12 protein-coding genes are annotated in these 17,010 nt (G+C 65.1%); 6 read left to right on the top strand and 6 right to left on the bottom strand.

Annotation, left to right across the window (positions count from 1 at the left end):
* The first annotated feature begins 180 nt into the window (after positions 1 to 180).
* Positions 181 to 1,014, top strand: coding sequence for an amidohydrolase family protein (locus tag ACQRAG_RS11530; RefSeq protein ID WP_279135918.1), 834 nt, complete (start codon positions 181 to 183; stop codon positions 1,012 to 1,014).
* Positions 1,015 to 1,038: 24 nt separating this feature from the next.
* On the top strand, positions 1,039 to 2,373 hold the full coding sequence (locus tag ACQRAG_RS11525) for an MFS transporter (RefSeq protein ID WP_204626392.1): 1,335 nt from the start codon (positions 1,039 to 1,041) through the stop codon (positions 2,371 to 2,373).
* A 226-nt stretch (positions 2,374 to 2,599) separates the two neighbouring features.
* On the opposite strand, the gene ACQRAG_RS11520 is transcribed toward ACQRAG_RS11525, so the two are convergent.
* The 6 genes from ACQRAG_RS11520 to topA all read right to left on the bottom strand — a co-directional run bounded on the left by ACQRAG_RS11520 (position 2,600) and on the right by topA (position 12,887).
* Complete coding sequence (locus ACQRAG_RS11520) at positions 2,600 to 3,205, bottom strand: hypothetical protein (RefSeq protein WP_427803950.1); 606 nt, start codon at positions 3,203 to 3,205, stop codon at positions 2,600 to 2,602.
* 207 nt (positions 3,206 to 3,412) lie between these two features.
* Entirely contained in the window at positions 3,413 to 4,948 is a 1,536-nt protein-coding gene (locus ACQRAG_RS11515) for an efflux transporter outer membrane subunit (RefSeq protein WP_427803949.1), read from the bottom strand.
* The gene (locus ACQRAG_RS11510; RefSeq protein WP_303933760.1) at positions 4,945 to 8,145 is read right to left on the bottom strand and encodes an efflux RND transporter permease subunit; all 3,201 of its coding nucleotides are present in this window, start codon (positions 8,143 to 8,145) and stop codon (positions 4,945 to 4,947) included. Before ACQRAG_RS11510 ends, ACQRAG_RS11515 begins: the two co-directional genes overlap by 4 nt.
* A gap of 10 nt (positions 8,146 to 8,155) precedes the next feature.
* Positions 8,156 to 9,280, bottom strand: a complete 1,125-nt coding sequence (locus ACQRAG_RS11505) for an efflux RND transporter periplasmic adaptor subunit (RefSeq protein ID WP_304014778.1) — start codon at positions 9,278 to 9,280, stop codon at positions 8,156 to 8,158.
* A gap of 252 nt (positions 9,281 to 9,532) precedes the next feature.
* Positions 9,533 to 10,651, bottom strand: a complete 1,119-nt coding sequence (locus ACQRAG_RS11500; RefSeq protein ID WP_427803948.1) for an XdhC family protein — start codon at positions 10,649 to 10,651, stop codon at positions 9,533 to 9,535.
* On the bottom strand, positions 10,635 to 12,887 hold the full coding sequence (gene topA, locus ACQRAG_RS11495; RefSeq protein ID WP_300645279.1) for a type I DNA topoisomerase: 2,253 nt from the start codon (positions 12,885 to 12,887) through the stop codon (positions 10,635 to 10,637). The genes ACQRAG_RS11500 and topA overlap by 17 nt, the downstream gene beginning before the upstream one ends.
* 318 nt (positions 12,888 to 13,205) lie before the next feature.
* On the opposite strand from topA, the gene ACQRAG_RS11490 reads away from it, so the two are divergent.
* The 4 genes from ACQRAG_RS11490 to ACQRAG_RS11475 all read left to right on the top strand — a co-directional run bounded on the left by ACQRAG_RS11490 (position 13,206) and on the right by ACQRAG_RS11475 (position 16,947).
* Positions 13,206 to 13,853 (top strand): hypothetical protein, encoded by a 648-nt coding sequence (locus ACQRAG_RS11490; RefSeq protein ID WP_204626399.1) that lies wholly within the window; start codon positions 13,206 to 13,208, stop codon positions 13,851 to 13,853.
* Positions 13,854 to 14,007: 154 nt separating this feature from the next.
* Entirely contained in the window at positions 14,008 to 14,289 is a 282-nt protein-coding gene (locus ACQRAG_RS11485; RefSeq protein ID WP_289616751.1) for a hypothetical protein, read from the top strand.
* A gap of 96 nt (positions 14,290 to 14,385) precedes the next feature.
* Positions 14,386 to 15,021 carry a complement resistance protein TraT gene (gene traT, locus ACQRAG_RS11480; RefSeq protein WP_300706289.1) on the top strand — a complete coding sequence of 212 codons (636 nt, stop codon included), beginning with the start codon at positions 14,386 to 14,388 and terminating at the stop codon, positions 15,019 to 15,021.
* Between the two features lie 315 nt (positions 15,022 to 15,336).
* A complete protein-coding gene (locus ACQRAG_RS11475) occupies positions 15,337 to 16,947 on the top strand; it encodes a glycosyltransferase family 9 protein (RefSeq protein WP_427805330.1) in 1,611 nt (536 codons plus the stop codon).
* Positions 16,948 to 17,010 lie beyond the last annotated feature (63 nt).

The following is a 17,010-nucleotide window of genomic DNA, read 5'->3' as shown; positions in this document are numbered from 1 at the left end:
CCTCATAAAATCTACGACGGATTCTCATAATTCACTGAATAATCAAGGAATTATTTTGGCACGCCTCCTGCAAGGGAAAGAAATCACATGGGGCTGCGCTCCACAGCATGGCTGATGCTGGCAGTCCTCCAAGTTCGTATCAAAAACCCCTTCTTCCCGAAGGATCGCATGGAGACAGATATGAAAGTTATCGACTTCCGCTTCCGGCCCAACACGCCGGAGATCATCAACGGCATCAAGAACAGCACCATGTTCAAGGCTGCCTGTGAAGTCATCGGCTTCGACCAGCGCAAGCCCCAGCCCCTGGACGAGATCGTGGCCGACCTCGACGCCATGGGCGTGGAACTGGGCGTGATCACCGGCCGCGACGCCGAGACCACCTACGGCTTCCCGGCCAACAACAACAGCGTGCTCGAATTCTGCCGCGCCTATCCCAACAAGTTCGTGGGCCTCTGGGGCATCGACCCCCACAAGAAGATGGCCGCCGTGCGCGAGATCGAGAAGGTCGTCAAGGAATACGGCATGAAGGGTATCGCCATCGACCCCTATCTGGCCCACATGCCCGCCAGTGACGCCCGCTTCTACCCCCTGTACACCAAGTGCTGCGAACTGGATGTGCCCGTCTTCATCACCATGGCTCCTCCGCCGTGCGTGCCCGGCGCCATCCTGGAATACGCCGACCCCCGCGACGTGGACAAGGTCGCCCGCGACTTCCCCGAACTGACCCTGATCATGAGCCACGGCGGCTATCCCTTCGTGGATGCGGCCATCTACACCTGCCAGCGCAACGCCAATGTCTACATGGACATCTCCGAATACGAGCGCTCTCCCCAGGTCGAGACCTATGTGAAGGCCATGTGCACCACCATCAGCGACAAGGTCCTCTTTGCCAGCGCCCATCCCTTCATCGAGCTGCGTGACGCTCTGGACGCCTATGCCGCCTTCCCCTTCACCGACGAAGTGCGCAACAAGATCATGTACGAAAACGCCCGCAAGGTCCTGAAACTGGCCTAGCAGCACCCCCAAGGAGCAACGAGAATGAGCGATACTCCCAACAACGGACACTGCCAGCAGAACCTGCGCCGCGTGGTCATTTCCTCCCTCATCGGCGCGGTCATCGAATGGTATGACTTTTTCCTGTACGGTGTCGTGGCCGGCATCGTCTTCAACAAGATCTACTTCCCTGACTTCGACCCGACGGTGGGTACGGTCCTGGCCTTTGCCACCTTTGCCGTGGGTTTCGTGGCCCGTCCGCTTGGGGGTATCGTCTTCGGCCACTTCGGTGACAAGCTGGGCCGCAAGAAGATGCTGGTCCTGACCCTGGAGATCATGGGCGTGGCCACGGTGGGCATCGGTCTGGTGCCTTCCTATGAAAGCATCGGCATCCTGGCTCCCATCCTGCTGGTCCTCTGCCGTCTGGCCCAGGGCATCGGCATCGGTGGCGAATGGGGCGGTGCCGTGCTCATGGCCTTCGAATCCGCGCCGCCTCACAAGCGCGCCTTCTACGGCAGCCTGCCCCAGGTGGGCCTGGCCCTCGGCCTGATGCTGGCCTCCGGCGTCATCGGTCTGCTGTCCTTCTTCCTCAGCGACGAAGCCTTCCTGGCCTGGGGCTGGCGTGTGGCCTTCATCCTCAGCGCCATCCTGGTGGGCGTGGGTGCCTACATCCGTATCTCCGTGCAGGAGACCCAGGACTTCTCCTCCGCCAAGAAGAAGACCGAACAGGTCAAGTACCCCATCCTGGCCGCCTTCAAGCACTATCCCCGCACCCTGACGGCCTGCGTGGGCGCCCGCTTCGTGGAAGGCATCGCCTTCAACGTGTTCGGCGTGTTCTCCCTGACCTATCTGACCAACTCCTGCGGCCTGGACAAGACCGTGAGCCTGTTCGTCATCGTGGGCGCCGCTGCGGTCATGGCCGTGGCCATCCCCTTCTGGGGCATGCGTGCCGACACCTGGGGCCGCGCCCGCATCTTCGGCATCGCCGCCATCCTGCTGGGCATCACGGCCTACCCCACCTTCTGGGTGCTGCACAACTTCAGCCATAACGTGCTGCTGGTCTTCCTGGCCATCTCCCTGCCCTTCGGCATCATCTACGGTGCGGCGTACGCCACCATGTCCAGCCTGTTCTCGGGCAGCTTCGAGCCCACGGTGCGTTACTCCGCCGTGTCCTTCATCTACCAGTTCTCCGGGATCTTCGCTTCGGGCCTGACCCCCATGATCGCCACCATGCTGGTCAGCAGCAATGACGGCCAGCCCTGGTACCTTTGCGGTTACCTGCTGGTCGCGGCGGTCATCAGTAGCCTGAGCACCATCTGGATCACCCGACTCCAGGGCAAGGAAGAATTGCCGCACGAGCCGGAAACCTCCGCCCGGTAGTCCGTCTGCCTTCCTGCCTCCCTCGCTTCTTCATCAGGGGGCAGACGGAGACAGCGCCCGGACCACACCCCGGGCATCGGACACCTAAAGGGGGGACAGCCTGACAGGCTGTCCCCCCTTTTCTTTTGCAGCACGTGCCGCATCCGACCGAAAACGTCCCCTCCGCACCCGCGCTCCCTGCCCGGACACAGGCGTGCCGGCAGCGGGACATCCCGCCCGGACGGCATCAAAAATCAAGACTGAACTGCATACCGAGCCCCACGGAAGGATCGTTCTCCTCGGGCCGGGACTTCTTGCCCCATTCGTTGTGCTCGTCCTTGAGCATCAGCTCCGGACCGATGGTCAGCGAGGCATCATCGCTGTCCATGAAGTCGGCATAGGCCCGGACCACATGCCGCCGCTCCAGAGGCCGCAGCTCGTCAGGGCGGGCCTCGCTCGACGGCAGCTCGGCACGCCAGACGGAGTCATCGCGCCGGATGTTCATGCCGAGACGGCTTTTTTCCTCCGCCTCCCGTTCCGCCTCCTTGGCTTTGCGGGACTCGGCCTTGGCCTGGCGGTCGGCCTCGCGCAGAGCATGTTCGATGCTGGAGGAATTGCCCCTGTCCCGGCCCAGGGCCCGCTTGCGCAGGGAGTCCGTCTCCACGCCGTCATGCCACAGGGCATTGTTCCTGTCGCGGGAGGTGCCGAAACTCCAGGCCTGCCCGCCCTTGCTGTTGCCCGCAGCGGCCTTGCCCGCCGAGGCCTGCACCGCCTTGCCCTTCTCCACCGCCAACACCGGCAGGGGAGCAAGGGAGACCGTCAGAGCAGACAGGGCCAGACCAGCCAAAAACAAATGTACTCTATGCAGCATGGCCGCAGGATAGCCGTCATCCCGCCGGATTGTAAAGACATCCCCGTCGCAGGACATCCTCTGTGCCCGCATTCTGCCCCGTAATGCGGCCTCTCGGCCTTTTTGGGGATGGCCTGCATAACATGGGACACAAAAAAAGGAAGGACGCCCGAAAGCGTCCTTCCTGTGTCTTTTCAGGGGGGATCGTGCCTACTGCTTGGCGGCAGGCTGTTCCTTCGCAGGAGCGGCCGCAGGCTGGGAGGCCTTCTGGCCGGCAGCGTCATGGGCCTTGACCAGCTCTTCCGCGTCAGCCACCGGGAAGGAAGGCTTGACGTTGGGATCCTGCCAGCCGCCACCCAGGGCCATGCACACGCTGACCACGGCATTGAGGCGGTCACGCAGGGCGTTGGCCAGGCTCAGCTCGGCGCTGAACAGCTGGCGTTCGGCATCCAGCACGGTCAGGTAGTCGGTGTAACCGTTGTCGTACTGCAGGCGGGCGATCTCCGCGGCGCGGCGCAGGCTGTCCACCTGGGCCTGGCTGGCCGCCACGATGGCGTCGGCCTCGCGCTGGGAGGTCAGGGAGGTGCGCACGTCCTTGAAGGCGTTCTGCACCGTCTTGCGGTACACGGCGATGGCCGCTTCCTTCTGGGCCTCGGCGTCCTTGACGTTATACCAGGTGCGGCCGAAGTCCAGCAGCGGCATGGAGCCGGTCACGCCGTAGCTCCAGGCGCCCGCAGGACCGCTGAACAGGTTCACCACGCTGGCGCTGAGGGTGCCCAGCATGCCCGTCAGGGAGATGGACGGGAAGAACTCGGCACGGGCCACGCCGATATTGGCGTTGTAAGCCATGATCATGTACTCGGCGGCGCGCACGTCGGGGCGGCGCTCCAGCAGTTCGGACGGCAGGCCCGCAGGCAGCACGGGCGGGGCCGGCAGCTTGCTGATGTCGCCGCCGCGCGGCATGACGGCGCTCATGATGTCGCGGGGCGAACGGCCCAGCAGCACGGCCAGGCTGGCTTCGGCGCTGTCCACGGCCACCGTGGAGCTGTGCACCTGGGCACGGGCCGTTTCCACTTCGGCGCGGGCACGCTGCCAGTCCAGCTCCGTGATGTCGCCCTGACGGTAGCGGCTGGTGTAGATGCCGAAGGCGTCCTCACGCGTGCGCAGGGTACGCTTGGCCGTGGCCAGCTGCATGTCCAGGGCCAGCAGGGCAAAGTAGCTCTGGGCCGTCTGGCTGGCCACCGAAAGGCGCAGGGCCTCGTGGCTGACCACGGTGTTCAGCAGCACGTCCGACAGCATGGTGTAGTTGTTGCGGTACTTGCCCCAGAAGTCCAGTTCCCAGCTGGCCGAGAGCTGGCCCTGGTAGTTCACGTAGGAACGGTCCGCGATGCTGTTGTAGTTGGCGATCTTGGTGGAGTTGCTCTGCGAGGTGGCCGCACCGGCGCCGCTCACCGAGGGGGCGAGCTGGCTGGTGCCCACGCCCAGCTTGGCCGCGGCGGAATCGATCTTGGCCAGGCTTTCCGCCAGATCCTGGTTATTCTTCAGGGCTTCTTCCACCAGGGCATTGAGCACGGGATCATTGAAGCGGGTCCACCAGTCGGTGTTCAGCGGAGTGGGTCCCAGATCCACGGAACGCCACTCCTTGGGGATGTCCTGCTCGGGACGCTTATAGTCGGGAGCCAGGGAGCAGCCCGTGACGGCCAGGCAGAGCACCAGCGTCAGGCCCGCTTTCAGCAGGGGGGTCATATATCCTCCTCCTCATCGAAGCTTTTCTTGCCTTCGTTGGGGTCCTTCTTGCCCTGCAGCTTCAGGGAGATCCGCATGATGGTGCGGAAGAAGTAGGGAACGAAGAGCGTGGCGATGCAGGTTGCGGCCAGCATGCCGCCCACCACGGCGGTGCCGATGGCGTGACGGCTGTTGGCACCGGCGCCGGAGCTGATGGCCAGCGGCACGCAGCCCAGGATGAAGGCCAGCGAGGTCATGACGATGGGACGGAAGCGCAGGCGCGCCGCATGCATGGCGGCCACGTCCAGACTGCGCCCGCCGCGCCAGGCCTCGACGGCGAATTCCACGATCAGGATGGCGTTTTTGGCGGCCAGGCCCACCAGGGTGACCAGAGCCACCTGGAAGTACACGTCATTGGACAGGTCGCGCAGCCAGGTGGCCACCAGGGCGCCGAACACGCCGAAGGGCACGGCCGTGAGCACGGCCAGCGGCAGCGACCAGCTTTCGTACTGGGCGGCCAGGATCAGGAAGACCATGACGAGCGCCAGCACGAAGATGACGGTGGTGTCGGCGCTAGCCAGCTTTTCCTGCAGGGCCGAACCGACCCAGCCCAGGCCGTAATCGCTGGACAGCATCTTTTCCGCCACCTTTTCCATGGCTTCCAGGGCCTGACCGGAAGAATAGCCGGGGGCCGGTTCACCCATGAGGTGGGCGGCGGGGAACACGTTGTAACGTTCCATGGTCTGGGGCGCCGTGCGGCGTTCCAGGGTCATGATGGCATCCAGGGGCACCATGCCGCCCTTGTTGGTCCGCACGAAGATGTCGTGCAGGGACTCGGGCAGCAGACGGTAATCGGCCTCGGCCTGCATGCGCACCTGGAAGGTACGGCCCAGGTAGTTGAAGTCGTTGACGTAGAGCGCACCGAAGGTGGCGTTCATGGCCGTGAAGACATCGCTGATGCTGATGCCCATGTCCTTGCAGCGCTCACGGTCCAGGTTGGCGTAGAGCTGCGGGGCACCGGTGGAGAACAGGCTGCGCAGGGTACCGATGGCCGGATACTTGGGCTGGCCGTTCTCGTCACGGGACGTGGCTTCCGCCACGAAGGCATTGGCCGTGGCTTCCAGATCCTGGCTGGTGCCGGCGCCGCGCATCTGGATGAAGCCTTCAAAACCGCCCGTGGTGGACATGCCGCTGATGGGCGGCGGCGTGAAGCCGATGGTCACGGCTTCGGGCTGCATCATGGTCACGCCCAGCACCTTGGTACTGATGGCCGAGGCGCTGCTCTCCGGCGTGGTACGTTCGCTCCAGGGCTTGAGCACGGCAAAGAAGGTACCGTAGTTGCTCTTGGTCGACATGGAGGTGATGTCCAGGCCGTTCAGGGTCATGACCGTATCCACCACCGGATCCTTGCGCAGCAGCTCGGAAGCGATGCGGGTCACGTCACGGGTGCGGTTCTGCACGGCACCGTCGTCCAGGATGGTCATGCCCAGGATATAGCCCTGGTCTTCGTTGGGCACCAGGCCGCCGGGGACCACCCGGAACAGGAAGACCAGGCTGACGATCATGCAGCCGAAGAGGGCCATGGAGATCAGGCCGTGGTCCTTGATGAAACGCACCGTACGCACATAGCGGTGCGTGGTCTTGCCGAAGAAATAGTTGAAGACGACGAAGGGTCTGGCCGGCTGATGGTCATGCGCATGCGGCTTGAGCAGCAGGGAGCACAGGGCCGGGGTCAGCGTCAGGGCCACGATGCCCGAAAGCACCACGGACACCGAGATGGTGATGGCGAACTGCTTGTACATCTGGCCCGCCAGGCCGCCCATGAAGGACACGGGGATGAACACGGCGCAGAGCACCAGCACGATGGCGATAACGGGGGCCGTTACTTCGCTCATGGCCTTGGCCGTGGCTTCCTTGGGCGGCAGGTGCTCGGTACTCATGATGCGTTCCACGTTCTCCAGCACCACGATGGCGTCGTCCACCACGATACCGATGGCCAGCACCATACCGAACAGGGTCAGGGTGTTGATGGTGTAGCCCAGGGCGAACATGCCCGCGAAGGTGCCGATGATGGACACGGGCACGGCGATGCAGGGGATGAGGGTGGCGCGCCAGTTCTGCAGGAAGATGAACACCACCAGGAACACCAGGATCATGGCTTCCACCAGGGTGTGCACCACTTCGTTGATGGACTCCATAACGAAGTCGTTGGTGTCCACGATGATCTTGTAGTCGATGCCCTCGGGGAAGTTTTTGGCTAGCTCCTGCATGCGGGCGGTGACGGCCTCGCCGGTGGCGATGGCGTTGGCGCCGGGCAGCAGGTAGATACCCATGGCACGGGCCACCATGCCGTTGTATTCGCTTTCGACGCTGTAGTCCTTGCCGCCCATCTCGATGCGGGCCACGTCCTTGAGGCGCAGCATGGCGCTGTCCTCACCGGTGCGGATGATGATCTCGCCGAACTCCTGCGGCGTGGCCAGACGGCCCTTGGTATCGATCTGCCAGGAAAGCTGGGCGGTATCGGGTATGGGCGCGTCGCCCAGACGGCCGGGCGAGAACTGCGAGTTCTGCTCCTGGATGGCCGCGGCGATCTCGCTCACGGTGACGCCGTACTTGGCCAGCTTGTCCGGGACGAGCCAGATGCGCATGGCGTAGTCCATGTAGCCGAACACGGTCACGTCGCCCACGCCGGGAACACGCTTGAGTTCGTCGGCCACGTTCACCTGCATGTAGTTGTGCAGGTACACGGCGTCATAACGCCCGTCAGGCGAGAACAGGGCGATGATCTGCAGCATGGCCGGTGAACGTTTGGTCACCTGCACGCCCTGCAGGCGCACGGTCTCGGGCAGTGTGGTCTGGGCCAGGTTGACCTTGTTGTTGACGTTGACCAGGGCCATGTCCGGGTCGGTGCCCAGACTGAAATAGACGTTGATGGAGCCCGAACCGGAACCCGAGGAGGCCGTGGACGTCATGTAGAGCATGTTTTCCACGCCGTTGATGTTCACTTCCAGGGGGGCCAGCACGGTACCGGCGATGGTCTCGGCCGAGGCGCCGGGATAGAAGACCGTCACGTTGACCGTGGGCGGCACCAGTTCAGGATACTGGGCGATGGGCAGGGCCTTCATGGCCAGCGCGCCCACCAGCGTGATCACGATGGAGATGACCGACGAAAGGATCGGTCTGCGCAAAAAGATATTTGGTTTTGCCGAAGCTGCCATAGACCATCACCTACTTCTGAGCGGTCTTCTGGGCGGCCTGTCCCTTCTGGGCCTGTCCGTCACCCATGACGCTGACCTTGGCACCGGGGCGGGCCTTGACCATGCCTTCACAGATGATGCGTTCCCCGCCCTTGAGGCCGGAGTCCACAAGGTACATGTCGCCGATGGTCTCGCTGACCTCCACCTTCCGGGTGCCGACCACGTTGTCCTTGTCCAGGGTCATGACGAAGGAACCCTTCTGGGTGATGAGCACGGCCTTCTGGGGGATGAGCACGGCGTTGACCAGCACGTCGCCGTCCATGAAGATGCGCACATACTGGCCGGGCATGATCCGGCCGTCGCTGTTGGCGAAGGAGGCACGGGCCTGCACCACGCCGGTCTCGGGCTGCACGCGGCTGTCGATGAAGTCCACCTGGCCTTCGCCCTGGTACATGCTGCCGTCCAGCAGACGCAGACGGGCCTTGTAGACGTTGCCTTCGGGGAAGCGCAGGCGGCCTTCGGCGGCCAGCTGCTGACGGCGCATGTGCTGCGGCGCGGCGATGGAGAAATCGATGTACATGGGATCGGTCTGGTCCACGTAGGTCAGCAGGGAGTTGTTGCTGACAAGGTTGCCGGGCGTGAAGCTTTCCTTGGAGCTGTAACCGGACACGGGGGCCACCACCTGGCAGTAGTCCAGATTGATCTTGGCGGCACGCAGGGCGGCCTTGGCGTTGTCATAGGCGGCCTTGGCGTTGTCGCGATCCTTCTGGGAGACGGCGTTCTTGGCGAACAGGGGGCGCACGCGGTTCCACTCGCGCTTGGCGCTGTCGTACTGGGCCTCGGCCTGCTGGACGGCGGCCTCGTACTGGTCGCGCTCGATCTGGAACATGAGCTGACCGGCCTTGACGAACTCGCCTTCACGGTACAGACGCTTCTCGATGATGCCCTGCACACGGGCACGCACTTCGACGGACCGGGAGCCGGAGGCCTGGGCCTGGAATTCGGAAGGCCAGGGCACGTCCTTGGCTTCCACCTGGAAGACGCCCACCGGCGGGGCGGGCATCTGACCTTTTTGAGCACCTTCATCCTTGCATGCCGCAAGGCTGAAACAGAGAAGCAACAGCAGCGTTGCCAGAATGGTCTGTTTTCCGATCATGATATCTTACTCCTGGGACAGCAGCGAACTGCCGATACGTGGAAAGCCCGCCCGCAAAGCGAGCGGGCTTTAAGTCCCCTGCTAAACATTTTTTGCAAAATGCGTCAAGAAATGCAGGCTTATTTTGCTCTGAAAGTTCAATAAAGAAAAATCCTTTTATTCCAATGGTTTATCGAATCGTACTTTTTTCTTGTAACCAATTTGAATAATTGACTATTTTTTTACGCCACTTTTTTAGGGGCTTTCCGGACCTCAGCGGGCCGCCCGAAGAGCGCCCAGCGTCCCTGCCCTGGCGGCCATGAGCTCGGCCACCACGGAGACGGCGATCTGCTGCGGCGTGTCCGCGCCGATGCCCAGACCGATGGGGCAGCAGACCTTGTCCAGGGCCGCATCGCTGACGCCCTGCGCACGCAGCGCCTTGTACACCGAGGCTTTTTTGCTGCTGCTGCCGATCATACCAATATAGAAGGCGTCCGTTTTCAGGGCCTGGGCCAGGACCTCACGGTCGAAGCTGTGGCCGCGGGTCATGATGGCCACATAATGGTGCCGGCCGATGCCGCAGCGGGCCGCCAGACCCTCGAAGGCAGGCAGGGTCAGGCAGCGCCGGGCCATGGGGAAACGCCGGGGATCGGCGAACTCCGCGCGGTCGTCCACCACGTCCACCACGAAACCGGCGGCATGGGCCAGACGGGCCGTCTCCAGCGACACATGGCCGCCGCCGCAGAGCAGCAGCACCGGCGGCGCGTCCAGGGCCTCCACATAACGTTCCACCAGGCCTTCCCGCACCAGGCCGGGACGGCCCTTGCGCCCGGCCAGCAGGGGCCGCACGGCTTCCGCGCCCTCGTGCAGGCCCGCCACCAGGGGCTGGCCTTCGGGCAGGGCATCCAGATACAGGTCGCGCACGGGCGCATCGGCCCGGCTCACGTCCAGCAGCCAGATGCCGGTCAGCCCGGCTTTCAGGGCCGCGCCCGCCGCACGGAACAGGGGCGCCTGCGCAGGCGTCAGATATTCACAGAGCAGATCCATGCTGCCGCCGCAGATCATGTCGCTGTCGGGGCCAAGACCGGTGAGGTCGCAGCGCACGCGGGCGGAGCGTCCTTCCTTCAGGCAGACATTGGCCGCCTCCACGGCACGGGCTTCCAGCAGACCGCCGCCCACGGTGCCTTCCAGACCGGCAGCGGTCAGCAGGGCACGGGTACCGGCGGCACGCGGGGCCGAGCCTTCGCGCTCCACCACGGTCAGCAGGACCACGGCCTGCCCTTCGTCCAGCAGCCGGGCCGCACGGGCCTCCAGGTTCAGCGGTACGCCCAGGCCATCCACCGGGGCGCTCACCAGCACCGGCGAGGCCGGCGCTTTAGGCATCCTGTCCATCGTCGCCTCCTTTCACATAGCCGCAGCCCTTGGTGGGGCACATGATCTTGACGCTGCCGTCGCGGCCGCGCTTCTCCACCAGATAGGAGGAATTACAGCGCGGGCAGGGTCCGGGCACGGGCTTGTCCCACAGGGCGAAATCACATTGCGGGTAGCGGTCGCAGGAATAGAAAAGCTTGCCGCGCTTGGTGCTTTTTTCCACCATGCGGCCTTCGCCGCAGCGCGGGCACATGACGCCCGTGGCCATGGGCGCGGTATAGTTGCAGTCCGGGTAGCCCGTGCAGGCGATGAAGCGGCTGCCCGTACGGGCGTGCTTGATGACCAGATCCTTGCCGCAGCGCGGGCACTCGCCCACCTTTTCCAGTTCGGGCTTCTGCGGGGCCACGATCTCCAGACGGCCGTCCTCGGTGCGCTGGAAATTGCTGGTGAAACGGCAGTCGGGATAGCCGCTGCAGGCCAGGAAGGGCCCGGCCTTGCCGAACTTGATCATCAGGGGCTTGCCGCAGTCGGGGCAGGCCAGATCGGTGGGCAGGCCGCCCTTGACGCTCTGCATGTTCTTGGCGGCAGCCGCCAGCGTGGGGTTGAAATCCGCGGCAAAGGCATGCATCAGGTCCACCCACTGCTGGTCGCCGTCGGCCACCTTGTCCAGCAGGCTCTCCATCTCGGCCGTGAAGCCCACGTCCATGAGATGCGGGAAGTGCTGCACCAGCTGCTCACAGACCACGCGCCCCAGATCGGTGGGGATGAAGTGGCGGTCCTGCAGGCGCACGTATTCGCGGTCCTGCAGGGTGGAGATGATGCTGGCGTAGGTGGAGGGGCGGCCGATGCCCTGCTCTTCCAGTTCGCGCACCAGGCTGGCTTCGCTGTAACGGGCCGGGGGCTGGGTGAACTTCTGTTCCTTGTCCAGCTTCTCCAGCTTCAGGGTCTGGCCGGCCTCCAGGGGCGGCAGCTCGGCATCGCCTTCGTCCTTGCCGCGGGGCAGCACGGCCAAAAAGCCGGGAAAGAGCAGGCGCTCGCCCTTGGCCTTCCACTGGGTACGGCCGCAGGCCACGGTCACCGTGGTGTCGTGGAAGCGGGCCCCGGCCATCTGCGAGGCCACGAAGCGCGACCAGATCAGGCGGTACAGGTTGTACTGGTCCGGGGGCAGGGCCGCCTTGACCATCTCGGGCGTGATGTTCACATCCACGGGCCGGATGGCTTCGTGGGCGTCCTGCGCGCCGCTCTTGGTCTTGTAGACGCGCTTCTTGGCCGGCAGGTAATCGTTGCCGAACTCGCGCTGGATGAAGTCGTGCGCCGCCTGCCGGGCCTCGTCGGCGATGCGGGTGGAGTCGGTACGCATGTAGGTGATGAGGGCCGTGATGCTGCCGTCTTCCATCTCCACGCCTTCGTAGAGGCGCTGGGCGATGTTCATGGTGCGCTTGGCCGTGTAGGAAAGACGCTGGTTGGCGGCCTGCTGCAGGGTGGAGGTGATGAAGGGCGGCTGCGGCGCGCGCTCGCGCTTCTTCTGTTCCACGCTCTCCACCACGAAGGGCTGGCCCTTGAGCTCGGCCTCCAGGGCGTTGGCCTCCTCGGCATTGCGGATCACGGCCTTCTTGCCGCCGATGCGCGCCAGTTCCGCACGCACGGAGGGCGGCACCCCGGCGCCCAGCAGGGCCTTGAACAGCCAGTATTCTTCCGGCTTGAAGGCGGCGCGCTCGGCCTCGCGCTCCACGATGAGGCGCAGGGCCACGGACTGCACGCGTCCGGCGGAGATGCCGCGCTTGATGGTCTTCCAGAGCAGGGGCGAGATCTTGTAGCCCACCAGGCGGTCCAGCACGCGCCGGGCCTGCTGGGCATCGAAAAGGTGCTGGTTGAGCTCGCGCGGATGGGCCAGGGCCTCCTTGACGGCGCGGGCGGTGATCTCGTTGAACTGGATGCGTTTGATGTCCTTGGCCTTGTCGCGGATCAGCTCCGCCACATGCCAGGCGATGGCCTCCCCTTCGCGGTCCGGGTCGGGGGCCAGATAGACGGTGTCGGCCTTGGCTGCGGCGCTGCGCAGCTCGCTGACCACGTTCTTCTTATTGTCGATGATCTCGTACTGGGGGGCAAAATCGTTGGCTTCGTCCACGCCCAGACTGCTGGACGGCAGGTCGCGCACATGGCCCACGCTGGCCTGCACCATGTACTGCGGTCCCAGAAATTTCTTGATGGTCTTCACCTTGGCCGGCGATTCCACGATGATCAGCTGCTTGCCCATGATGTCCCTTGTCCATCCGACTGCCGGACGGCAGTGGCAGGAGGTGAATGAAAAAAGACGGTCCCGTGGACCGTTCATGCTGCCTTGAGGCTGCCCGGAAGGAAAAAGAAGCAGGGAAAAAGCCGGGCCCGCCAGGTCCGCGGCAAGGGCCCTCAGGCCTGCCGTGTGCGCGGAGGATACGGCAAAATGCAGCCACGTCAAGCCCGCGTCGCCGCCACAGGGGCTCCCGGCGCGCCCTTTCCGCCGTCTGGACAGGCCTACCGGCCTGGGATACAACATATAAATGACCGGGATCATTTTCCCCCTCAAGGAGCCGTCATGCATCCGCACCGCATCCTGAGCCTGTTGTTCCTTCTGCTTCTGTCCCTGGCCCTGGGGGCCTGTGCCTCGCACGATGCCCGCCCGGCGCCGGAGCCCGGCGCGCCCCTGCCTGCCGTCACCCTGGAACGGGGCGACAGGGTCTTCATCAAGATCGAGAACGGCAAGAGCATGACGGAGGACCTGCACTCCATGCTCACGGCCTATCTGCAGAGCGAACGCGGCCTGAACCCGGCCTCGGACGTCAAGGAAGCCGACCTGGTGATCCTGGTGGAGATCCGCGACGTCTGGGCCACCAGCGACGGCAGCCGGGTGAGCGCCGGACGCACGCTGGGCAACGTGGGCACGGGCACCATGCTGGGCGTGCTGCTGGGCGGCCTGGTGGACGGGCGCGGCGGCGCCATCGTAGGCGCGGGCATCGGCGCCACGGTGGGCGTGGGCGCCACCCTGCACGACGCGGGCGACAGCTACACCAGCTGGGCCATGGAAGCCGCCGTGGGCACGGCCGCCCGCCGCATCCCCGACAAGGACAGCCTGCACACCGTTGCCGTGACCAGCCGCGGCAATCCCCGCAGCAAGGAAGAGGCCTTCGCCGGGCTGGAAGACGCCCTGTGCCGGGCCATCCTGGAGTCCATCAGGGTGTGGTGATGCCGGGCCCCTCATTTGCAAGGGATCTTCATGTTTCGATCCGCATATCTCCTGAAGGGGAAGATTCAAAGCACAAAGGAATTTTTGACGCAACCTGGCATCCTGTCGTCATCACCCGCTTTTTCCTTACTGCCGCACCCCGTCATCCGGCGTCATGGAACTTTCCCCCAACCGGTATTCCCTTTCCGCCGATGTCGATAACGAATTGTATGGACCGTTCTCGGCACGCAAGCAGGCCTTTGAAGAAGCTCAAGAATTCTGCCGCGGCAAAGGACAGGCCCTCTCTGTCGGCGCCATCGACCTCCACAGCCGCGGTCCCCATACGACCGCGGCCATCGTCTTCCACCGCGTCGAACCGCAGCTTCCTGGTCCTGCTGGACATGCCTGTGATTTCTGCGGTATAGGGCTGACCTCGGAGACAGTACCGCGTCCGTAGCGGACGCGCCGGTCCTCCTGCCATCGTGCCCGCTGCCGCGTGGCGTGGGCAGCTCCCCCGCAGGGGCCGCAAGCCCTGTCGCCGTCCCGGAGACGCATGAAAAAAACGCTCTTTCTCCTCCTCGCGCTGCTGTTGCTGCTGCTTCCGGGCTGCAAGCACCGGCAGCCCGCCCCCACCGACATCCAGGTCCTGCGCCAGGGTTCTCTGGCCCCGGCCGACGATGACACCACGCCTGTGGTCTACGTCAGCGTCCGCGACCAGAGCCGCCATGTCTTCGGCCTGCGCGCCGAAGTGGAGCGCCTGCTGCGCGCCGAAAAGTACGACATCACCGACAACCCCAGCCAGGCCGGGTTCATCATCCAGGCCAGCGTGCTGGAAGCCGGCGTCACCGACGCCGCATCGGCCCATCGCATGGTCGAAGGCGGCTACGGGGCACCGTCGGAACTTTCCGGCAAGGGCGCGACCCTCGTCCTTTCGGACATCCTGCTGGTCCAGCGCCGTGTCCCCAGCGACAAGCGCCCCAAGCGCTTCATGCTCCAGAACGTGGGCAGCCGTAATGCCCGCGGCAGCAGCCAGATGCGCACAGGCCTGCTGGCCCACCGCGAGTTCAGCGTGGATTCCGGGGTCCCGGCCCTCTTCGTGACCCTGCTGGCCAGGGAGATCACCTCGCCCTTCAGCACGGCCCCCCAGGAACAGGCCCCGGCACAGCCGCAGGACGAACGGCGTCCCTGACAGGCACCTGCATCCGGCGCCGGCGCTGGCCCGCAGCGCTGACCTTGGTCCGCCCCGGTACCTTCCGGAGAGGCGGGGCCATCTTTTGCGTCCGTCCGGCAACGGACGATCCGTGCGTGCCTGACGGCCGCCGGGTATGGACGGCGTGTCGTGATACGGCGGCCTTACCGGTCCTCTGCCGCGCTGCCGCTTTTTCCGCCGAGCCCTTTCCGATCCCCGCCCCGTCTGGACGTCCGCGCCCAGTTCTGCTAGAAAGCTCCCCCCGTCAGCGTGCCCAGCACCACGGGAATCTTCACCCTCCGCAAGGAAACTGTCATGCGTCTGGATGCTCTTGTCATCAATCTGAACCGCTTCGGGGATCTGCTGCTCAGCCAGCCCCTGCTGCACGACCTGCACAAGGCCGGGCGCAGCACCACGCTGCTTTGTCTGGAAAAATACGCGGACACCGAGGGCCTGCTGCAATTCGCCAGCCCCCTGCTCACCGTGCCCGATCACCTGGTCAGCCCCGAACAGGCCGACGCCACCCGCCACGAACTGCAGGCGTGGGCCGAAAACCTGCGCGCCACCGTGCAGGCCGACCACATCATCAACCTGACGCCCAGCATGCCGGCCCGTCTGCTGGCCACCGCCCTGGCCCCCGCGCCCGAGGCCGTGCTGGGCTTCGGACTGGACCACAAGGGGCGTCCGCGCGTGGACGGCCTCTGGCCCGCCTTCCTCCATGCCGCCGAGCTGCGCCAGAGCAACGCGCCCTTCAACCTGGCCGACATGTTCCGCATGACCGGCGCTCCCCTGCTGGGCGGCCTTTCCGGCCAGCTGCTCTCCCAGCCCGGCTCCGGCCTGCTCAGCGAACTGGGCACCGAGGCCCGCGAGACGGCCCGCCGCCTGCTGGCCCACGCACCGGTGATCCGGCACGGCTTCATCGGCATGCAGCTGGGCGCCAGCGAAAAGCGCCGCCAGTGGCCGGTGAGCCACTTCGTGGAGCTGGGCAAGCGCATCTGGCAGGAAGAGGGCATCTGCCCCGTCCTGCTGGGCGAGGCCTCGGAACGCCCCTTGGCCGACGAATACGCCCGCCTGACCAGCACCCCCTTCGTGGACGTGGTGGGACAGACCAATATCTTCGAGCTGGGCGCCGTCCTGCGCGAGATGGCCATGCTGGTCACCAACAATACCGGCACCATGCATCTGGCGGCCGGTCTGGGCCTGCCCCTGCTCTCCATCTTCCTGGCCACGGCCCAGCCCTGCGATACCGGCCCCTACCTGCCCGGCAGCTGCTGCCTGGAGCCCACCCTGCCCTGCCATCCCTGCCCGCATGACCACGACTGCGTCCTGGGCGAGAAGTGCCGCCACCACATCAGCGCCTCCATCGTGGCCGACCTGGTGCTGGCCAAGCTCACCAGCGGCCAGTGGAGCGAAGGCATCACCACCTCGGCCTGCCGTGAGGCCCGCATCTGGCAGACGGCCACCGACTCGCGCGGTTTCATCACCACCACCTGCCTGTCCGACCACAAGGCCGATGACCGCACCCTCTGGCTCTGCCAGCAGCGCGTCTACTGGCGGCGCATCCTGGATGACCTGACCTCCGGGGCCACGGAGCCCACGCCCCTGACCAATGTGCCCCTGAGCATGGCCTGCCCCAACTATTCCAGCCAGTTCGCGGCCCGCGTGGGCAAAGCCCTGAGCCATTGCGCCCGCCTGCTCCAGACCCTGCTGCAGGAATGCGCCCCCCTGCCGGAGAGCTTCGATCCCACGGGCCACCCCCTGTGCATGACCATCCTCCAGCACATGCAGTCCTGCCCGGAACTGGCCAGCATGGCCTTTTTCTGGCACCAGCTCTGCCAGCACTACCAGGGCCGCGGCCCCCGCTTCCTCCAGGCCGTGCGCCTGCTGCACGCCCATATCCTGCGCTGGGCCAAGAGCTTCGATTAAGGCCTGTCATCGGACTTTGCCGGGGAAGGGGCCCCTTCCCAAAACGCGCTTTATTCCATTACC

This window comes from Desulfovibrio sp. SGI.230 (genome assembly GCF_050313065.1).
Lineage (GTDB): Bacteria > Desulfobacterota > Desulfovibrionia > Desulfovibrionales > Desulfovibrionaceae > Desulfovibrio.
The sequence above is the reverse complement of the archived record's forward strand: the minus strand, read 5'-3'. Positions and strand labels throughout refer to the sequence as shown.

Bases quoted from the DNA above. Each gene is read 5' to 3' on its own strand.
- ACQRAG_RS11530 (WP_279135918.1), top strand. From the start codon at position 181: ATGAAAGTTATCGACTTCCGCTTCCGGCCCAACACGCCGGAGATCATC.
- ACQRAG_RS11525 (WP_204626392.1), top strand. From the start codon at position 1,039: ATGAGCGATACTCCCAACAACGGACACTGCCAGCAGAACCTGCGCCGC.
- ACQRAG_RS11515 (WP_427803949.1), bottom strand. From the start codon at position 4,948: ATGACCCCCCTGCTGAAAGCGGGCCTGACGCTGGTGCTCTGCCTGGCC.
- ACQRAG_RS11510 (WP_303933760.1), bottom strand. From the start codon at position 8,145: ATGGCAGCTTCGGCAAAACCAAATATCTTTTTGCGCAGACCGATCCTT.
- ACQRAG_RS11505 (WP_304014778.1), bottom strand. From the start codon at position 9,280: ATGATCGGAAAACAGACCATTCTGGCAACGCTGCTGTTGCTTCTCTGT.
- ACQRAG_RS11500 (WP_427803948.1), bottom strand. From the start codon at position 10,651: ATGGACAGGATGCCTAAAGCGCCGGCCTCGCCGGTGCTGGTGAGCGCC.
- topA (WP_300645279.1), bottom strand. From the start codon at position 12,887: ATGGGCAAGCAGCTGATCATCGTGGAATCGCCGGCCAAGGTGAAGACC.
- ACQRAG_RS11490 (WP_204626399.1), top strand. From the start codon at position 13,206: ATGCATCCGCACCGCATCCTGAGCCTGTTGTTCCTTCTGCTTCTGTCC.
- ACQRAG_RS11485 (WP_289616751.1), top strand. From the start codon at position 14,008: ATGGAACTTTCCCCCAACCGGTATTCCCTTTCCGCCGATGTCGATAAC.
- traT (WP_300706289.1), top strand. From the start codon at position 14,386: ATGAAAAAAACGCTCTTTCTCCTCCTCGCGCTGCTGTTGCTGCTGCTT.
- ACQRAG_RS11475 (WP_427805330.1), top strand. From the start codon at position 15,337: ATGCGTCTGGATGCTCTTGTCATCAATCTGAACCGCTTCGGGGATCTG.